Source organism: Marinobacterium profundum (assembly GCF_001528745.1).
GTDB lineage: Bacteria > Pseudomonadota > Gammaproteobacteria > Pseudomonadales > Balneatricaceae > Marinobacterium_A > Marinobacterium_A profundum.
The window spans coordinates 18,576-36,756 of record NZ_BCNS01000128.1 but is presented as its reverse complement, the minus strand read 5'-3'; the positions used below and the strand labels follow the sequence as shown (position 1 = coordinate 36,756).

The 18,181-nt window shown below is 54.0% G+C and carries 16 protein-coding genes; 15 read left to right on the top strand and 1 reads right to left on the bottom strand.

Features of this window, described 5'->3' with window-relative positions:
* The first annotated feature begins 109 nt into the window (after positions 1 to 109).
* From MPRO_RS14485 to MPRO_RS25850, 6 genes are all read left to right on the top strand, one after another.
* A complete protein-coding gene (locus tag MPRO_RS14485) occupies positions 110 to 1,279 on the top strand; it encodes a CaiB/BaiF CoA transferase family protein (RefSeq protein ID WP_067294017.1) in 1,170 nt (389 codons plus the stop codon).
* A gap of 8 nt (positions 1,280 to 1,287) precedes the next feature.
* Positions 1,288 to 2,235: a hydroxymethylglutaryl-CoA lyase-like TIM-barrel protein gene (locus MPRO_RS14480; protein ID WP_067294015.1), complete on the top strand. Its 948-nt coding sequence runs from the start codon at positions 1,288 to 1,290 to the stop codon at positions 2,233 to 2,235.
* A gap of 40 nt (positions 2,236 to 2,275) precedes the next feature.
* A complete protein-coding gene (gene dctP, locus MPRO_RS14475) occupies positions 2,276 to 3,268 on the top strand; it encodes a TRAP transporter substrate-binding protein DctP (RefSeq protein ID WP_067294012.1) in 993 nt (330 codons plus the stop codon).
* Positions 3,268 to 3,831, top strand: a complete 564-nt coding sequence (locus MPRO_RS14470) for a TRAP transporter small permease (protein WP_067294009.1) — start codon at positions 3,268 to 3,270, stop codon at positions 3,829 to 3,831. The genes dctP and MPRO_RS14470 overlap by 1 nt, the downstream gene beginning before the upstream one ends.
* Positions 3,828 to 5,111 carry a TRAP transporter large permease gene (locus tag MPRO_RS14465; RefSeq protein ID WP_067294006.1) on the top strand — a complete coding sequence of 428 codons (1,284 nt, stop codon included), beginning with the start codon at positions 3,828 to 3,830 and terminating at the stop codon, positions 5,109 to 5,111. Before MPRO_RS14470 ends, MPRO_RS14465 begins: the two co-directional genes overlap by 4 nt.
* A 396-nt stretch (positions 5,112 to 5,507) precedes the next feature.
* Positions 5,508 to 5,672 (top strand): hypothetical protein, encoded by a 165-nt coding sequence (locus tag MPRO_RS25850; RefSeq protein WP_158651827.1) that lies wholly within the window; start codon positions 5,508 to 5,510, stop codon positions 5,670 to 5,672.
* 724 nt (positions 5,673 to 6,396) lie between these two features.
* Here the strand turns inward: MPRO_RS25850 and MPRO_RS14460 are convergent.
* Positions 6,397 to 7,314, bottom strand: coding sequence for a LysR family transcriptional regulator (locus tag MPRO_RS14460; protein ID WP_067294003.1), 918 nt, complete (start codon positions 7,312 to 7,314; stop codon positions 6,397 to 6,399).
* Positions 7,315 to 7,604: 290 nt separating this feature from the next.
* Here MPRO_RS14460 and MPRO_RS14455 point away from each other — a divergent pair, with 290 nt between their 5' ends.
* The 9 genes from MPRO_RS14455 to MPRO_RS14420 all read left to right on the top strand — a co-directional run bounded on the left by MPRO_RS14455 (position 7,605) and on the right by MPRO_RS14420 (position 17,997).
* Positions 7,605 to 8,570: a Bug family tripartite tricarboxylate transporter substrate binding protein gene (locus tag MPRO_RS14455; RefSeq protein ID WP_067294000.1), complete on the top strand. Its 966-nt coding sequence runs from the start codon at positions 7,605 to 7,607 to the stop codon at positions 8,568 to 8,570.
* Positions 8,571 to 8,599: 29 nt separating this feature from the next.
* Positions 8,600 to 9,034, top strand: coding sequence for a tripartite tricarboxylate transporter TctB family protein (locus tag MPRO_RS14450; RefSeq protein ID WP_102136313.1), 435 nt, complete (start codon positions 8,600 to 8,602; stop codon positions 9,032 to 9,034).
* A 46-nt stretch (positions 9,035 to 9,080) separates the two neighbouring features.
* The gene (locus MPRO_RS14445) at positions 9,081 to 10,592 is read left to right on the top strand and encodes a tripartite tricarboxylate transporter permease (protein ID WP_067293997.1); all 1,512 of its coding nucleotides are present in this window, start codon (positions 9,081 to 9,083) and stop codon (positions 10,590 to 10,592) included.
* Position 10,593: 1 nt separating this feature from the next.
* Complete coding sequence (locus MPRO_RS14440; RefSeq protein ID WP_067293994.1) at positions 10,594 to 11,388, top strand: amidohydrolase family protein; 795 nt, start codon at positions 10,594 to 10,596, stop codon at positions 11,386 to 11,388.
* A 95-nt stretch (positions 11,389 to 11,483) separates the two neighbouring features.
* Complete coding sequence (locus MPRO_RS14435; protein WP_082708796.1) at positions 11,484 to 12,608, top strand: amidohydrolase family protein; 1,125 nt, start codon at positions 11,484 to 11,486, stop codon at positions 12,606 to 12,608.
* Positions 12,609 to 12,745: 137 nt separating this feature from the next.
* Positions 12,746 to 13,714 (top strand): Bug family tripartite tricarboxylate transporter substrate binding protein, encoded by a 969-nt coding sequence (locus MPRO_RS14430; RefSeq protein WP_067293990.1) that lies wholly within the window; start codon positions 12,746 to 12,748, stop codon positions 13,712 to 13,714.
* Positions 13,715 to 14,753: 1,039 nt separating this feature from the next.
* Complete coding sequence (locus MPRO_RS14425) at positions 14,754 to 15,725, top strand: Bug family tripartite tricarboxylate transporter substrate binding protein (RefSeq protein WP_067293987.1); 972 nt, start codon at positions 14,754 to 14,756, stop codon at positions 15,723 to 15,725.
* Positions 15,726 to 15,997: 272 nt separating this feature from the next.
* Entirely contained in the window at positions 15,998 to 16,456 is a 459-nt protein-coding gene (locus MPRO_RS25110; RefSeq protein WP_082708794.1) for a tripartite tricarboxylate transporter TctB family protein, read from the top strand.
* Positions 16,457 to 16,470: 14 nt separating this feature from the next.
* Positions 16,471 to 17,997: a tripartite tricarboxylate transporter permease gene (locus MPRO_RS14420; protein WP_067293984.1), complete on the top strand. Its 1,527-nt coding sequence runs from the start codon at positions 16,471 to 16,473 to the stop codon at positions 17,995 to 17,997.
* The last annotated feature ends 184 nt before the right edge of the window (positions 17,998 to 18,181 follow it).

Genomic DNA, 18,181 nt, shown 5'->3' with positions numbered 1-18,181 from the left:
TTTTTCGATACAAGATAGTCAATCAATATAATATATCGTTTATTTGCCCTGTGCTAACGTCGATCAGTAAGTGGATTGACGCAACAAACACAAGAGAGGTGCAGCCAAGATGTCAGATGATTTCCGCCCGCTTCAGGGCATTCGGGTCGTCGAGATGAGCCATATGATCATGGGGCCGTCCTGCGGCATGTTTCTCTCGTATCTGGGCGCCGAAGTGATCAAGGTCGAACCGCCCCAGGGTGACAAGACCCGTTGTCTGAGTGGCATGGGACGCCCGATGTTTCCATTGTTCAACAGGGGCAAGAAGTCCGTCGTGCTGGATGTCAAGACGAAGGAAGGACGCGACGCGCTGCAGGCCTTGCTGGCTACCGCCGATGTGTTCGTCGAAAATTTTCGTGACTCGGCGCTCGTCAAAGCAGGGGTCGATGCCGAGACGCTGCGGGAGAAGTTCCCCCGACTGATACTCGCCAGCTGTAAAGGCTTTCTTTCGGGACCCTACCAGCATCGAACCGCGCTCGACGAGGTGGTGCAGATGATGACAGGGCTCGCCTACATGACCGGTCCCACGGGGCAGCCACTGCGTGTGGGGTCATCGGCAAACGATATCATGGGCGGGCTTTTCGCTGCCTTCTCGGTGCTGGCTGCGCTGATCGAGCGGGCCGAAACCGATAAAGGACGCGAATTACGCGTCGGACTGTTCGAAAACTGCCTGTTGCTAGTCGCGCAGCACATGGTTCAGTTCGAACTCGAGGGCAAGAACCCGCCGCCGATGCCGGAACGCGAGTTTTCCTGGCCTGTTTATGACATTTTCGAGGAGGCCGGCGGTCAGCAGGTGTTCGTCGGTGCAGTGACCGAGGGCCAGTGGGCGACGCTTTGTCGTATCCTGGGGCTTGAATCTCTCCTCGACGACCCGCGCCTGCAGACGCGGATGGAACAGATCAATGCTCGCGGCTGGACCATACCGCTGGTTACGGAGAAGATCGCGGCACTGCATATTGCCGATCTGGCAGAGAAATTCGAGGCGGCCGGCATTCCCTTCTCGCCGATCGCCAAGCCCTGCGACATGTTCGATGATCCCCACGTGATGCGCCCCGGAGGCCTGGCTGTTTCGAGGTGTCCGGATGGCAGTACCTTTCGTGCGCCGGCACTTCCCTTCGAAGTCGATCGAACGATGCTGACCGGCGGCGGTGACGTGCCCGATATTGGGCAGGACACGGCGATGGTAATGGCGGAACTCGGGTGGTCCGAGCAGGCTATTTCTCAGGCGGCGGGACGGTAGGAGGCGATATGACACAGGTAAACGATATCTTTCCCAGGGATCGCATTGTCTTGCGCGAAGTCGGTCTGCGGGACGGGCTGCAGCTGGTCAAGTCTTTCCCGACAACGGATGACAAAATTGAATGGCTCAGGCGCGAGCATGCCGCCGGCGTAAGGCATTTCGAAGTGGGGTCCTTTTTGCCGGCATCCCGGTTTCCGCAATTCGCTGACGTCAGGGCGATGATCGACGCGACCAAGCAATTGCTGGGGGCCTTCGCATCAGCCCTCACCCTCAACGAGCGCGGAGTCGAGGACGCACTCGCCACCGGGGTAGACGAGATCATTTTCGTCGTCTCGGCCACAGAAAGGCACAGTCAGGCCAATACCCGGCGTTCACGCAACGAGGCTGTAGAGATGATACGTCGAGTCGATGCGATGCGACGTTCCAGCGCCAACGCGCCGGTGCTGACCGTCGGTATTGCCATGGCCTTTGGCTGTTCCATCGAAGGCGCGGTGGCACAGGGCGAAGTATTGCGCCTAGTCGATAACTGCGCCGAGGCGGGGGCTGATGTCATTTCCCTGGCCGATACGGTGGGGTTCGCCGGGCCACGTGATGTTGCAACTCTGAGCAGGCAGGCACTTGCATTGCTGGATGACAAGCCGCTTTGTTTGCACTTTCATGATACCCGGGGGATGGCCGTTGCTAACGCCGCCGCGGCGTTGGACGCCGGTGTGCGCATATTGGACGGTTCCCTGGGAGGGCTGGGGGGCTGTCCTTTCGCGCCCGGTGCGACCGGCAATATAGTGTTTGAAGATATGGCATTCCTGTGTGAAAGCATGGGCTTTGAGACCGGTATCGATATCGCGGCGTTGATGGAGGCTCGCGCCGTTGTGGAGCGGTCCATGCCAGATGAGCCGCTGCAAGGCGGTATCGCCCGGGCTGGCCTGCCAAAACCGGCCCTGCAAGCGGCCGTCTAAACCGAAACTCGGTATAAAATATCCAAGGAGCATAAAAATAATGAAAACTATCCAATCCGTGATCACCGGCCTTGCGGCTTTCGCGCTGTCCACGTCTTTGGCTTTCGCGCAGGAGTTCACCATGCGCCTGAGTCATCAGTTTCCCCCGTCCCATCACACGGCCCAGCGACTCGAACAGTTCAAGGCCGATGTTGCGGCGGAAACCGATGGCAGGGTCGATGTTCAATTATTCGGGGCCGCACAGCTGTACAAGCCGAGTCAGCACCATGCGGCGGTCGCCTCGGGCGAGATCGAAGCGGCCGCCATCATCAATTTGCAGTGGGGTAACGTGATTCCGGAAATGTCGGTGACGCTGATTCCCTATCTCATGAGTTCGCCGGCCAGTCAGAAGGCCTTTATCGGTTCCGAGGCCGCGGAGTTGCTCGACGAAAAAATGCGCGAGAAGGGCATCCGCAATATTGCCTGGATCGTCGATACCAACGATCTGATCTTTACCTCGTCGAAAGGGCTTTTGCAGAAACCTGACGACTTCAAGGGTGTCAAGATTCGCGGCTTGAACAAACTGTTCGACTCGGGTCTTGAAGCACTGGGGGCTTCACCGGTGGCAATGCCCGGTTCCGAAGTTTATCAGGCGCTTCAGACCGGTGTACTGGACGCAGGCGTGACCGGTGTCGCGGCGGCGTACGCACGCAAGTTCTATGAAGTACAGAAATACGGCACGGCATCTGCCATTTTCCTGGCCTTTGACAATCTCGTGGTGAATCCGAAATGGTGGGATGGCCTGCCGGCCGATGTCCAGGAGGGCATCGAGCGCGCGGCGGAGAAAGCAGTCCAAAGCTCTCTGATCACCCATGAGGGCGTGCTTTCGCAGGATATCGAAAACCTGGTGAGCAGCGGTATGGAGGCGGTCGTCCTCGATGATGCCCAGATCGATGAGTTGAAGCGCACCATGCAGCCCGCTGTACGCAAGGAGTTCCTGAACAGCGTGGGCGATGAGGGTGAGCGCCTGCTCGCTCTGATCGAGAAAATGTGATGAATAACATGGCTGTCCGTAGTGAAGTGAACGTCACCGACAGCCGCCCGCTACGCGTCTATGTACGCGTAGTGGGGGTGATTTGTGACGTCGCCATGGCGTGCTCCGCATTGCTGGTACTGATGGACCTGGTGTTGATAGGCTTCGCCGTCGTGATGCGGTACCTGCTGGATGCGCCGATAACCTGGGGCGACGAGATCGTCGCCCTTTCGCTGACGGCAATTGTCATGCTCGGCGCTCCCAAGGTGCTGGCATCGGGCGGGCATATTTCTGTCGATATCGTCACCTCATCCTTGAAAGGTCGTATAGCGGCGTTTTTGAAGATCTGGGCCAATTTGGGGGTGCTGGCCGTCGCAGGCCTGTTGATCGTCAATGGGTTGACCACCGCCCTGTTCTCCAAAATGATCGGTTCGCTGACCGAAGGGCATCTTGAATTACCGGTTTGGATGCTGCAGTTGCTGTTACCGCTGGGTGGTGTGCTCCTGGGGCTTGTTGCGATCGAACTGCTCTGGCGCAATCTCGAATCCTTTCTGAGGCCAGCAGATAAGGAGATGACGCAATGATCATGGTGGTTATTCTTGGCACGTTGCTGATTCTGCTGTTTACCGGTATGCCGATCTTCGCGGCGCTGATGCTCTACGGCGGAGCGCTGCTATTGCTGGTGCAAGGGAATCTTGGTCCAGTGACCGATATTGTATTTCACGAGGTCAACCGCTATATGCTGGTAGCGATTCCGCTGTTCGGCTTTATGGCGAACCTGATGATCAAAGGGCGCGTCGTCGATGACCTTTACGATACCGCCTATACCTTTACCCGCCACTTGCCCGGTGGCCTTGCAGTGGCGACCATTCTCGCCTGTACCGTCTTTGCGGCGATTTCCGGCTCAAGCGTGGCGACCGCGCTGACAATCGGTGCGGTGGCGATTCCACAGATGCTCCGTTTCGGATATGACCCGCGCCTGGCCTACGGCGTTGTTGCCGCCGGAGGGACGCTGGGCATTCTCATACCCCCGTCAGGTCCAATGATCCTGTACGGTGTCACCACTGACACGTCCATTGGCGGCTTGTTCATGGCGGGTATCGGACCCGGTGTCGCTATGGCGCTGGTCTTTGTGGTCTGGGCCGTCGTCAGAAGCATGCTGGACGGTTCAACAAAACGGGAAAAAATGGCATCGCTGCCCGAGATGGTCAAGGCGCTGCGCGAGTCGATATGGGCTATTTCCATGCCCATTTTTGTCCTTAGTGGCATGTATATGGGGATTTTCACCGCGACGGAGGCCGCGGCGGCAGGCGCGTGGCTGGCCCTAGCGATCACCGTCGGTATCTACCGCACGGTTGGCTGGCGTGAAATCTGGGAGTCCGCGATTGAGTCGGCAAGGCTTTCGGCGATGCTGTTCATGATCCTCGCCGGCGCTACGGTATTCTCGCACGTGTTGACGAAGATGCGGATTCCGCAACAGATCGTCGAGACCCTGGTGGCTGCTGATATGGGCACACTGGGCTTCGTGCTGGTCATGATGGCTATGATCATGGTCCTCGGAATGTTCCTCGAGTCGATAGCGATTATCCTGATCACCACACCGGTAATCCTGCCGGCAATGCTGCATCTTGGCATTGATCCCATTTGGTATGGTGTGCTGCTGGTGATAAACCTGGAAGTGGCGATGATCACGCCCCCGGTAGGCATGAACCTCTTCACCTTGCAGGCGATAACAAATGCGCCACTTGGCACCATTATTCGTGGGGCCTTCCCTTACGTCATTCTGATGATGGCAATGCTCGGCGTGATCCTCCTGTTTCCCAGCCTGGCGCTTTGGCTTCCACAAATGATGCTGGGACAGTAACAGGTAATGGTGAGTGCAAGTCGCTCACCAGTTTCTAGTGGAAGTAAGACAAATGTTGCCGACAAAACACCGCCGCCGCGGGGCCGGAAACCTTCGGGTAGTTCAGGTGACGGGACGTCCGCGGTGGCGGCGGTGACTGAGGGGGAAAATACGTAGCGTTCGGCCACGAGGAATCCCGATGTACAGGTTGGCATGGTGATGGAAGCCGCGCCAGATGCAGTCCCGTAGTGACCGAGACCGAGCTCCTGTTTGAGCTGTCGCGCTCTATGCGCCAACGCAGCTTGGTCAGGTCGACCAGGGCCTTAAAGCTGATAGCCGGCAATGTCGACAGCCAGTACTTGGTGGGCTCGGGGGTGTCTTCGGGCCATTTGATCAGCAGCCACTCCTCGGGGCGTGGTGTCTCGCGTTGGTGATCACGATGCGCTAGGCGCAGGACGGCAACGGACCCGTGCCGGGACGCCAGACCATAGTCGTGGTCTGAATACCATGGCCCGTGCTGCCATCGACACCGGCGCCGCCAGCCTGCCTTACCCGACGCACTACCTACTGCAGGCTGTCTAATCCTGCACCGCCGCTCAGGTGCTAAGCGCCTGAGTCCCGTTGATTAAAGCTGCATCGTCGCGCAACCCAACATCAAGCATTGTTACCAACACCAGATAGCGATCAAAGTCACATTCCCCACCAAATCACCTCTTTGTCCGGGAAACGATCGTTAAACGGCCATGCCGGACAGTGTCCGAAAACTGGCTTGTTTGATGGGTATTCGGACAACAAGATAAACGGACGGATTGACGGACAGATGTTCATCGCTCCACGGTCTACTGGGAGATGAAGCGTAACGTTCATAACGGGGTATATGAGCCCGAAGAGGCGCATACCAGAGCCTGTACGCGTCGAGTCGGAGCAACCTCGGACGTGATCCGCGCCCACTTCGGTTGACGCTGCGCCGGTGCTAACCTGAGGCTCTAACGCATCGCCATGGCATATGTAACTCCCGTTTCGACGAAATCAAGGCGACGTTGAGTCGCGGTTGAGAGTGTTGAATGAGGGCTCTGTAATAATGTTCGCATCTGGTGATGACACTCTGAAGGGTACGGGTCTGCGAACGATCACTGAAGATGATGTCAGGTAGGCAGATAAACGATTGAACCTGAAACCTCGAAAATTCCTCGGTTTCAGACAGCTTGTGGTGGTATTCCAAGAATACCTTCAGGTGCATAGGGGGCGTCGCACTTTGCTGTTGAGCTAGCGTGTATTTTTTATCTTTCTTCCTTGGTGCGCGCTGTTAATTTTTCTCAAATAAATTTTTTCCTTGCTGAATAAATATGTCACGTAAACGTTTTGTTGCGGGTGGTAGATATCCATCTTTGACATGGATTACATTGTAGTGCCTTTGCATTGTCGTTTCTTTTATCGGAATTTCCTTGAGAAGTTTATTGCCAGAGTCTGACGGTCTAAGGTTAAGGCGCGAAATAAAACTAAGAAATTCGGTTTGCATTATCATTGATGGAATCATTAACAGTAAATTTGTTTCGATTTGCACGTCTGGCTTTGGTAATCCTTGTAGTTCGAAGGTTTGATCTAGCCAATGCCTGCTGGCAACAGATTTTGGAGCAAGGACCCACTTGTATTTAAGCAAATCTTTGATCGTTACGGTTTCGTTGAATATCTTGTGAGAACTGTTGGCTACAACAACCATAGTGTCCTGGAAAAACGGAAATGACTCGAAATCTTCGTCTAAGTCAGAACCCATACCGATAACCAGATCTAGTTCCCGCTCTTTAAGTGACCTGTTAAGTAAATCACTCTGACCAATAACAGTTTTTAATCGGACATCGGGAAAGTCTTTTGAGAGTATTCTCGTTACAGGCAATAACAGATGGTGAGCGGCCGTCGGAACAAGACCAATTCGAATCTGTCCAATGGCCCCGCTACTGTAGTCCTTTATTTCTCTAACGATATCGTCAGCGTTCATAAGCAATATCCGGGCGCGCGATAGCAACACTTCACCTGCGGGGGTCAAACGAATGTTTCGACCCTCTTTCTCGAAAAGTGCGGTGCCCAGCGTGCTCTCAATTCGCCGGATACAGCCTGTTAGGGCGGGCTGTGAGCGGTGCAGCTTCTCTGCGGCTTTACCGACATGGCCAAGTGTTGCGATGGTCTCGAAATAGTGCAGATCACGCAGATCTAATTGATCAGTCATATCTATCGATATCCAAAAAACATTGATTGGAAATTATCATTTCTGATGGTGAATAATGCAAGGGTCTCCTGCCAACCATGGGTACAGGACACAGGGCGGCAAAGGTACAGCACAGAGCCGCTGGAAGATCGGGTAGCGCCAGGAACATTGTCAAGATCGATTGAGAGCGTCACTGGCACCTTAGATGAGAGCAATTCGCAAGCCTTGCATTGTTGCTCACTGGTTCATGCACTCAATGGTTGGGCGAAAAGTCATTAGGCTGTAAACAATACAAAATAAGGATAAAAATAATGAGCTTTAGTCAATTCAAGAAGTTAACCTTGGCCTTAGCGGCCGGCGTGGTTGGTCTAACTGCTTTATTTGCCTCGGCCGAGGAATATCCTTCTCGACCGGTTACTATTGTTGTGCCCTATGGCGCCGGTGGTACCACAGACATTTCGGCGCGCAAGCTGGCTGCGATGGCGGAGCCGCTAATCGGTCAGCCTATTGTCGTGGAAAACCGGCCTGGCGGCAGCGGGACCAACGCCATGCGCTCGGTTGCAGCGGCGAAGCCCGATGGTTACACGCTGATTGCAACGACATCATCACCCTTGTTCGTCACACCGGCACTGCGTCCTGTTGGCTATGACCCGGTCAAGGACTTTGTGCCGATCCTGAATTATTCCGGCCCGTTTCACGGCGTTCTGGTGAAAGCCGACAGCCCATACCAAAACATTAATGAATTGATCGAGGGGGCAAAGTCGGGCAGCACTCTAACCTATGGTACTGCCGGTGCCATGGGCGGTGCGCATCTGGCCTTTACATCGGTCTCGCGCGAGACTGGCGCGGATCTTCAGCATGTGCCCTTTGATGGCGGGGCGGCTGCAACAGCCGCGGTGCTGGGCGGTCATGTGAACATTTCCCTGGTTCCGGCCTACCGTGACCTGGTGCAGGACAGTCAATTGCGTCTTCTCGCGGTGCTGGACGGTACCCGAGACCCCGACTTCCCGGATGTCCCGACGCTCAAAGAGTCGGGATATGACGTCGAGTTCCCGTCGGTAGTGGGCGTAGTGGCACCGGCAGGGACTGATCCAGCCATCGTGAGCAAACTGGAACAGGTGTTCACCCAGGTTGCGGCGTCTGATGAGTACAAGGCATTTATGGCAAAGCTCAATCAGCCGGTCCGTATCATGACGGGTGAGGAGCTGGGTGAAACCATCGCTCGTAACCTCGAGACTTATCGCGCCCTGGCCAAAGAGATGGGACAGTCCAAGTGACAGGGGCGGCCAGGCAGAAAACAGGCGCGATGAGGGGTATCCAGACGCTTGCCAGCAGTCTGGTGCTGGTTGGCGCCATCGCCGGCCTGAGCCTGCTGGAATCTCAGATCGAGGTCTTCAGCTTCGGCGATACGGGGATAGACGCACGCTTCTTTCCGCGCATTGTGCTGGGGCTTCTTGTCCTGGCCGTTCTGATTCGGCTGTTTGTGCATCGCAGGACGCCTGATATGCCTCTGGGTTACGTTTCGAGCTGGCTCCGGGTGGGGCTGGCGGTAGTTGCCGTTACGCTCGGGCTTATCCTGATGACTTCAATCGGATTCCTGGCGGGTGCGGCTTTGAGTGGTTTTGTGACGGCACTGGCCTTCGGTGAACGTCGCCTGATATTCAGTGTGGGCCTGCCGCTCGCCGTTGCTGCACTGGTGGTTTTGGGTGCTCGCGAAGGTCTGAATATCCCGCTTCCGTGAATAGGGCCTTGGCGCTGAGCGCCAAGTTCCCTGGAGAATAGCTGTTATGCTTCTAGATGCTTTCTTGGCGCTGCTCGATATCTGGGTTCTGGTCGCAGCGGTATTTGGAATTGTTGTAGGAATCGTGATCGGCGCGATCCCGGGCCTTGGTCCCACCATGGCCATTGCCTTGCTGATTCCGGTTACGTTCTCGATGGCGCCGATTCCGGCAATTACCCTGTTGTTGGGGGTGTATCAGGGCGCGATCTTCGGCGGTTCCATCTCGGCGATTCTGCTCAACGTGCCCGGAACGCCTTCCTCTGCCGCCACTGCCATCGATGGCTATGCCATGGCCCGCAAGGGGCAGGGGGGCAAGGCGCTGCGCATCGCGTTATATGCCAGTGTCTTCGGCAATATTTTCAGTTGCCTTGCACTTATGATGTTGGCCCAGCCGCTGGCCTCTATGGCGCTCAGTTTCGGTCCGGCTGAAATGACAACGCTTTTGTTGTTTGCGCTGGCGGTCATAATTCTGTTCGGTGGCGGTGCAAAGCTCGACGCGGCAATCATGGTGCTCATCGGCATTTGTGCGGGAATTATTGGGCTCGATCCGATCGCAGGCACACCTCGATTCACCTTCAATAATTTCGCGCTCGAAAACGGTTTTCAGTTGATACCGGTGCTTGTCGGACTGTTTGCGATGTCCGAGGTCTTCCTTCAGCTCTTCAACCGCCCGAAGGCCAGTGCTGGTGCTCAAGAGGTGCCCGAGCTGCTGCCAACAAAGGTGGGGCTGGCCGAGATGTGGCGGATGCGCACGACCATGTTCCTTTCTTCGGTGATCGGTACGTTCATCGGGATTCTCCCCGGCATTGGGTCGACGGTGCCCGCTTTCATGAGTTACAGCCTGGCGCGCTCCCGCTCCCGCTCCCGCGATCCGTCGTCCTTTGGTAAAGGCGCCGCCGAAGGGGTGGCCGCACCTGAGGCTGCCAACAATGCGGTCACCGGTGGCGCGCTGATCCCGACGCTGGCACTCGGCATTCCGGGAGATGCCGTCACGGCGGTCATTCTCGGTGCTTTCATGCTGCAGGGGCTGGCCCCGGGACCTTTCCTGTTCCGTGATTACGGTGTCGAGGTGTATGCGATCTTCGAGGCGCTGCTTCTGTCCTCGATTCCCTGCATCATCTTTGGGCTGCTTCTGTTCCGGGTGGCGGTACACGTCATCCGAATTCCGCCTCGCCACCTGTTTCCCGCGATCACCATACTGGCGCTTCTGGGGGCCTTTTCAGTCAACAACAGCATGGTGGACGTTTGGGTCATGCTTGGCGCCGGCATCGTTGGATTCCTCCTGCGCCGCAGCGGTTTCCCGTTGCCGCCACTGCTCATCGGGCTGATTCTCGGCAAGTCACTGGAGCAGAGTCTGCGACAGGCATTGCTGACCAGCGGAGGCAGTCTGGAGATATTCGTTGCATCGCCGATCGCTGCAGGATTCCTTGTGACTATCGCCCTGTGTGTGATTGCCGCTGCCGTTTTCCATCTCAGAACCCGCAACAAATCGGAAAAGAGTGCCACTGGAAATGTCTGATATGCAGAAAGTTCTTCCGTTATGCGATTGCCATATGCATGTGTTCGACCGTAACGGGGCGGCTACGAATGCGCGTTATACGCCACCGGCAAAGGACCTTTCGGACTATCTGGCGGAAGCGACCGACGGCAGAATCAGTCGCGCGGTGGTGATCCAGGCCTCGGTCGATGGGACCGATAATTCCCGGCTGGTGAGTGTGCTGGGTTCTGCCACGGATATAGAGTTGCGGGGTGTCGCGATGATCGATCGCGATACCGGGGGACTTGAAGAGCTGGCGGCAGCGGGTATCCGTGCCATCCGTATTCAGGACCGCACGCGGCTCGGTCGCAACGACCTCGAGCTTTTGCCCGAGCTCTCCCGCCGCGCGGCGGAAGTCGGCTGGCACGTGGAACTGAATACCGAACCGCAACGATTCGACGTGCTGGCCGGTATGGTTCGGCAGCTGCCTGAAGGGCTGGTGCTGGTTCTGGATCATTTGGGGCACTGCAATCCAAATGTGCCTGCTGATTTGGACGGGCTCTGCCGCCTTCTCGAGACCGGGAGGGTCTGGGTCAAGCTCAGTCCGACGCGGGTCAGTCAAAGGATCGGCCAATATGACGACCTGTGCGAAATGGTGCGGCGCATCGCCAACGGTTTCCCCGATCGGTGTGTCTGGGGGAGCGACTGGCCCCATGTGATGACCGAGCCGCCGCTGCCTGAAACGGCGGACATGTTGACATTCTTAAGCAACGTTCTGAGCAGTACCCAGTTCGAGGCATGCCTGTCGACCAATCCAGCCGTCCTGTACCGGTTTTGACGCAGTTCTGTGTCGGCTATGTGCCAGGCGCCGTCTTGCCTGAGCGGCCAGGAAAGATCTACAAGGCTCAGCAAGCGCACCCCAAGAGGTAGTCGATGTCAAAACCAGACGAAACGGGCGCTTTAGCGGCAACCGGCGATCAGGCTCAACAGCAGAAGCGCCCCTGGCTTCGGCGGCCTGAAGTGGCATCCCCCAATGGTCATCCGCGCCCGGAGTGGCTGTCCTGCGTGACAGAGCCGCCTCTTTTCCCCGAGCTGGAAATTGTCGATGCCCATCACCATTTATGGGATCGCGAAGGATTCCGCTATTTGCTGGAGGAATTCGCCGACGACATCGGCGAGAGCGGGCATCGGATCACGGCCTCTGTCTTCGTTCAGTGCCGGACGATGTTTCGGGCCGACGGGCCAGACGCCTATCGCCCTGTCGGTGAGGTCGAGTTCGTGCGCGGGGTCGCTGCCCAGGCCCGCAGTGGCTTTTATGGTTCTACCCGTGTTGCTGCTGCAATCGTCGGCGGTGCGAATCTTCTTATGGGAACTGGTGTCGCCCCGGTCCTGGAGGACATGGCCGAGGCGGGCGGCGAGCTATTTCGCGGTGTGCGGGTTCCGGTTGCTTCGCATCCGGATCCCGATGTTCGTTCGAATCCAGTACCCGCGCCCCGGGGGCTGATGGTCAGTCGCGCCTTTGTCGACGGAGCCCGGGAGCTGGCGCGCAGGAACCTCACGCTCGATATCTGGGCATACCAGACCCAGCTGGATGAAGTCGAAACGCTGGCCCGTCAACTACCGGATTTGCAGATTGTGGTCAATCATGCTGGCGGGCCGCTGGGTGTAGGTCCCTATGCCGGACGCAAGGCCGAGCATCAGCAGGCCTGGCGAAAGGCGCTGTCGCGTTTGGCTACTCTTCCCAATGTCGCACTGAAGGTTGGCGGGTTTGGCATGCCCATCATGGGCTTTGGCTTCGACAAGGGAGAGCTGCCGCCGGATTCCCGGCAGCTGGCTGATGCGATCCGACCGTATGTTGATCGCTGCGTCAGCCTGTTTGGCGCTGATCGCTGCATGTTCGAAAGCAATTTTCCGGTGGACAAGGGCAGTTTTTCATATGGCGTGCTCTGGAATGCATTTCAGCGTATTGCAACCCATTGGAGCGACGACGATCGCCATGCCGCCTTTGCTGGAACGGCCAAAAGAATTTACCGCTTATTTCCCGATACTGAAATTTAATCGATTCTTCAAACGAGAAATACCGCAGCCGCGGTTGTGTGGTGGTGTCCCGGCCATTAAGTGGGACCAGAGAAAATAGTAGATTCCGTAAAAATCTATTCGAAAGCCAGATCAATAAAAACAGACAGGTGATTAGCATGAAAAAAATTGCTCGCATTCTTTCAATTACAACGGTAACTCTGTCCTGCTTCGGCGGGCTTTCCGGTGCCGTTGCAGCGTCTGAATATCCCAGCAAACCAATCAACATGATCGTCGGATATTCTGCTGGTGGCGGGACGGATGTGATGGCGCGAACCATCGCGAGCCACCTCGAAACCTATCTAGGGGAGGATGCTTCGGTCGTGGTACGTAACAGCCCCGGGGCTGGTGGGCAGATCGGTTTCACTAAAGTAGCGGCGGCTGACCCCGATGGCTATACGTTAGGCACCATGAACCTGCCGGCGGCCTTGGCGCTGACCTATGACCGTGAAGCCGATTACGATGCGAAAAGCTTTACTTGGCTGGCGAGTTTTGTGTCTGACCCCAACACACTGGTGGTCCCGGCGAATTCCGAAATCACTTCGGTGGAGACGCTAATCAGTACTGCGCGTGAAAATCCAGGAATGTTGACGGTGGGTCTGTCCGGCTTGGGAGGGAATGATCACTTCGCAGCTATTCAGTTCGCCCAGGCAGCCAACATCGAGTTGAACCCGGTTCCTTTCAGTGGAGCCGCGATGGCGCGGACCTCAATTATGGGTGGTCATGTTGCCATGGGTACAATGGCTTTCAGCCAAACGGTCGGCTTTGAGGAGGACTTGCGTGTTTTAGCTGTATTTGCTGATGAGCGGCTTGCGCAAGCGCCTGACGTCCCGACCGCGAAAGAATTGGGTTTCGATGTAGAAATGGGTTCTTTTCGTGGGCTTGTCGCCCCCGCTGATCTGCCCGACGACATCCGCGAGACTTTGATGAGCGCGTTGTTGAAGTTGGCTGAGGATGCGGACTTTCTGGCTGCAATGAAAAAGCAGGGCAGTCCCGTCCAGTTTACCCCTTCTGCTGATTACGAAGCCTTGGCTAAGGCGCAGGACGAGGCGGCCAAACACATCTGGGAAGAGACGCCGTGGAAATAGCCGTCGCTTAAGCCCGCCGGCTGGTTGAGGAGCCGGCGAACAAGTTCCGGTTGGTCTAAGCGGGAGCAGATGCGTGCAGATGCAAGTGATGCGGGATGCCGACAGTATAGGCGGGTAAGACCCAAACAGTCTCCGTCATTTTGCCCACACTCCCTGTTAAACGCTGCAGCAACGCAGAGACCCGCTTCTGGAGGCGATCTCGGGGCTTCCGACTTGAGACGGACTTTGTGTCACAGCTTCTCATAGTGCTTCCTGCATACCTTCAACGCTGCGTCGCGATTCCGGCTCGCGCTAATAGATACAACCTCATTGGGATCAATTCGCATTACATGGTCTGCCTCACCTTTTGTGGGCGGCGTTGAGATGGAAGGCTGTAAAATCTCCGGCCAAGCGGTTGATCATGGATCAATTTTCACTCTTCAAATGCCCACGCTATGTCCAAGTAGCCCTATGCGCTGATACCCAGCGGGTGTCTGTAGCTCGCATCGTCCGCTGCCTATCAAGTGGATGGGCGAGAAGGTTTGTCGCATGGTCAACGCAGTTCAGGTTGATCAGGCCAATCGCTTAGGTGCAAACCTGGATGCGTGGAGCATCGCTACGCGCAGCCGTTGGTCATTATTGCTGTATTCCGGACGACCAGTCTCGCAAACAGATCCACAAGTGGGATGAGCTGCGGGGGGTCACTGCACCACTGACTGCCGTTTGTCTTATGAATACAATAGCGCATCTCCCAGCGATCCACGATGACTAAAGAAACGATCAGATAAATCTATTGGTTTTAAAAAAAAACCGAATTGTATTTATCGATTGTGTCCGACGATAATGGTTCGGCAACTTGCAGTGATGTTCTCTGGAACTGCTTTCATGCTTCAGAGCGCTGAGTGATTGCGAGTGAGGTTGGTCCTTTGGGCGCTACCAACCTGGAGCGGTAAGCTCAGTGGTATGTTGGAAAGACGAGTGCCAAAAATACACTTAGCTTGCGTAGCTATCGCAAAGCGTGTTTTGGCCAAGATCAATAAAAAAGTAAAGGATAAAAACAATGGGTCTTAAAAGATTTAAAACGCTTGCAATGGCAACATCGATCGCCTTTTTCTCTGGTGCTGTTTGGGCCGCTGACGATAGCTATCCGGAGAAAGATATCAATATCATTGTTGGTTATTCGGCTGGTGGTGGGACGGATGTTATGGCACGGACTTTGGGTTCGTACATGGAAAAGTATCTGGGTGGTGCGAAATTTGTTGTTAAAAATGTTCCAGGCGCTGGCGGTCTTATTGGTTTTACCCAAACATCCAAATCTGATCCCGATGGATACACTATTGGCACATTCAACTTGCCGGGCGTTATGGCAAGAACCCATGACCGTAAAACAGAATATAGTGCAGATAGCTTTACCTATCTGGCAAATGTCGTTAATGACCCGAACGTAATCGTGGTCAATAAGACCAGCGATCTAAAAAGCCTGGGCGACTTGGTAAATAAGGCTAAGGAAACCCCTGAAGGCCTTACCGTCGCAATGTCGACGTTGGGTGGTGACGACCAGTTTACAATGATCAACCTTTCCAACAAGGCCGATATTAATTTCACCTACATCCCCTTTAAAGGCACTGCACCGGCTCGAACCGCTTTGATGGGTGGCCATGTCGATGTCGCGGCAATGAACTTGAGCGAAGCGATCGGCTTTGAAGATGAGATTCGCGTACTGGCAGTGACTTCTGCCAAACGTTCTCCTTTGGCTCCCGATTTCCCGACCGCAAAGGAGCAGGGTTATGACTTCACCATGGGGTCAATGAGGGGTGTAGTCGGACCGGCGAATCTTCCGGAAGACGTTAAAGCCAAACTGATCGAGGCAATGGAAAAGACCTATCAGGATCCTGAGTTCCAGAAAGCAATGGCCGAACAGGGCGCGCCTTTGGAATTCGTAGCGGGCGAAGCTTTCGAAAAGCTGGTCATGGAGCAGGATGAATTTGCGAAAGGAGTCTGGGAAACCACTCCGTGGTCTGAACAGAATTAATACTTATGTGAGATTGGATTTGCGGGCCTAGGTTAAGGCCCGCAAATAGTGATGGCATTGATTCGTGATTAGATCTCTCATTTTAATGTTTATAAAAATGGTTATTTTTTATAAGCCTACTTGTAGATGAAAATCTGGTCGAAGGTGGCTAATCAACACTACTCAGTTATGTAAAGCATATGTTGTTGAATTCTAGGTTAAAAAGACTAAGCTTTAATTGATATTGAATTATTATTTGATAATTTTTTGAGCTTTATTAAGGTGGGGTAAGTATGAAAAAAAATATAATTAGGGGGTTGCTTGTTCCAGAGTCAATCGCCGGTGCTGTAATAATATCGGCCTGTGTATATCTATTAGGTAGAGTGGACGCTATGCCTAAAGCATCAGCTCTTCTTCCCGGGGCGGTGTTATGGTTTGGAATAGTATTATCATCCATAATGATTTTCTCTGGAATTAAAAATAGATTAAATAGCGATGGGGATATCCCATTTTTCGTGGATGCTAACCGATTTCTAATAGCCGCTGTTTTATCCTGTCTTTATGTGCCTGCAGTGCACTTTATTGGATTCTATAGTGCTACGATTTTATTTGTCCCTTCGACTGCATGGATATTTGGCTATAGGAATAAGCGGGTCATTGCTACCGTATCTATAGTTTTTATAGCTAGTTTGTTCGTGATCTTCTCTCTCATTATGGGAAAAGAGCTTCCTTCTACATTTTTCTTAGGGTGAGATAGAGGTCATTTATGTTTGAGCCAATGTTAAGTTCTTTTAGTCAAATCCTCGAGTGGCAAAGCTTAATAGCGGTCGCTATCGGCGTTTTGTCAGGCATAGTTGTAGGTTCTCTTCCTGGCCTAAGTGCAACTATGGCTATATCTGTGCTTATCCCATTTACATTTGGATTAGATCCTCTTGTTGCTTTGGGGATGATGGCAGGTATTTATAATGGCGCAATGTATGGTGGATCCATCCCCGCTGTTTTGATGCGTATACCGGGAACCCCAGCGGCTGTCGCAACCTGCTTTGATGGCTATCCCATGGCGCAGCAAGGGCGTGGTGGTGAGGCCTTACAGGTAGCACTGGTATCGTCTGCAATAGGAGCGATGTTCAGCGCATTCGCGCTTATGCTACTTGCTCCACCATTGTCGAAGCTAACACTGATTTTTGGACCACCAGAAGTTTTCTGGATAGCTATGTTTGGTCTTACTAGTATTGTCTTTCTACTGGGTGGAAGCGTAATTAAGGGGCTTCTTAGCGCGTGCTTCGGTGTATTACTGTCCGTGGTAGGAGCGGATTCGATTACCGGAAATGAAAGGTTTACTTTTGGTCAACTCGAACTTCTTGATGGTGTCAGTGTTGTTGTTATTCTAGTCGGCTTATATGCAATGCCTCCCGCTTTAGGCTTGCTTGAGTCAACCGGAAGTACAATGAGCGCCGTAACAACCGAGCTCCGAACAGAAGGTTTTTGGAAAGCATTCGCGAAAATGTTTAAATTTTGGAAAACCTGGCTGCGTTCTTCCGTGATTGGCATATTCGTTGGAATACTGCCGGGAGCTGGCGGTTCGATGGCGGCTTTTCTTAGTTACAACGAAGCGCGTCGGGCGTCGGATGATCCTGATAGCTTTGGAAAAGGAAATCCGGAAGGTGTTGCGGCTGCAGAGACGGCAAATAATGCAGACACGGCAGCAGCCATGATCCCGGCACTGACACTGGGTATTCCTGGAACTTCCGTAGCGGCTGTTATGTTGGGTGGATTGTTGATTCATGGGCTGCAGCCTGGGCCTATGCTTTTTAGAGATCACCCTGATATCGTGTATGGATTTATGTGGCAGTTTTTGTTGGCGGCTATATTGCTGTTCTTCCTTGGTGGTACATTGGCGACTAACACCTTTGCCAAAGTCCTCCGCTTACCACGTGAACTCTTGGGTCCAATCATTATAACGCTGATGGTAGTAGGCGTTTACATGATTCATGAGTCGATGTTTGATGTATATCTGATGTTGGGATTTGGGCTGGTCGGATATGCAATGGAGCGTATGAAATTCCCGCTACCGCCAGTAGTTCTTGGTCTGATCCTTGGCGCATTTGCTGAGTCCAATTTGAGGCTTTCTTTGCGAATGGGACGTGATGACTGGAGCATTCTTGTAGATCGGCCCGTAAGTCAAATTATTATTGCTCTTACAATCTTTATCATTGCATTGCCTCTTATTAAAAAAGCCCTAAAATTTTATAAAGGCGGTGAAACAAAAAAAGGTATTGAAGGAAAGGTATAGGTTTTAGTTTGACTCAAACGTAATACTATCTGCTCAGTTTTTTGGCGCGCCCCAGCATACGTTGACGGTGCGCCTTTTTTGTATATTTCACAGAGGCTTAGTTCTGTCACTGAATAGGCTTACTGTAATTTCAAATAGTGATTGAACGCTGATCGATAAGAAATATCTATATGTTTTAAAATAT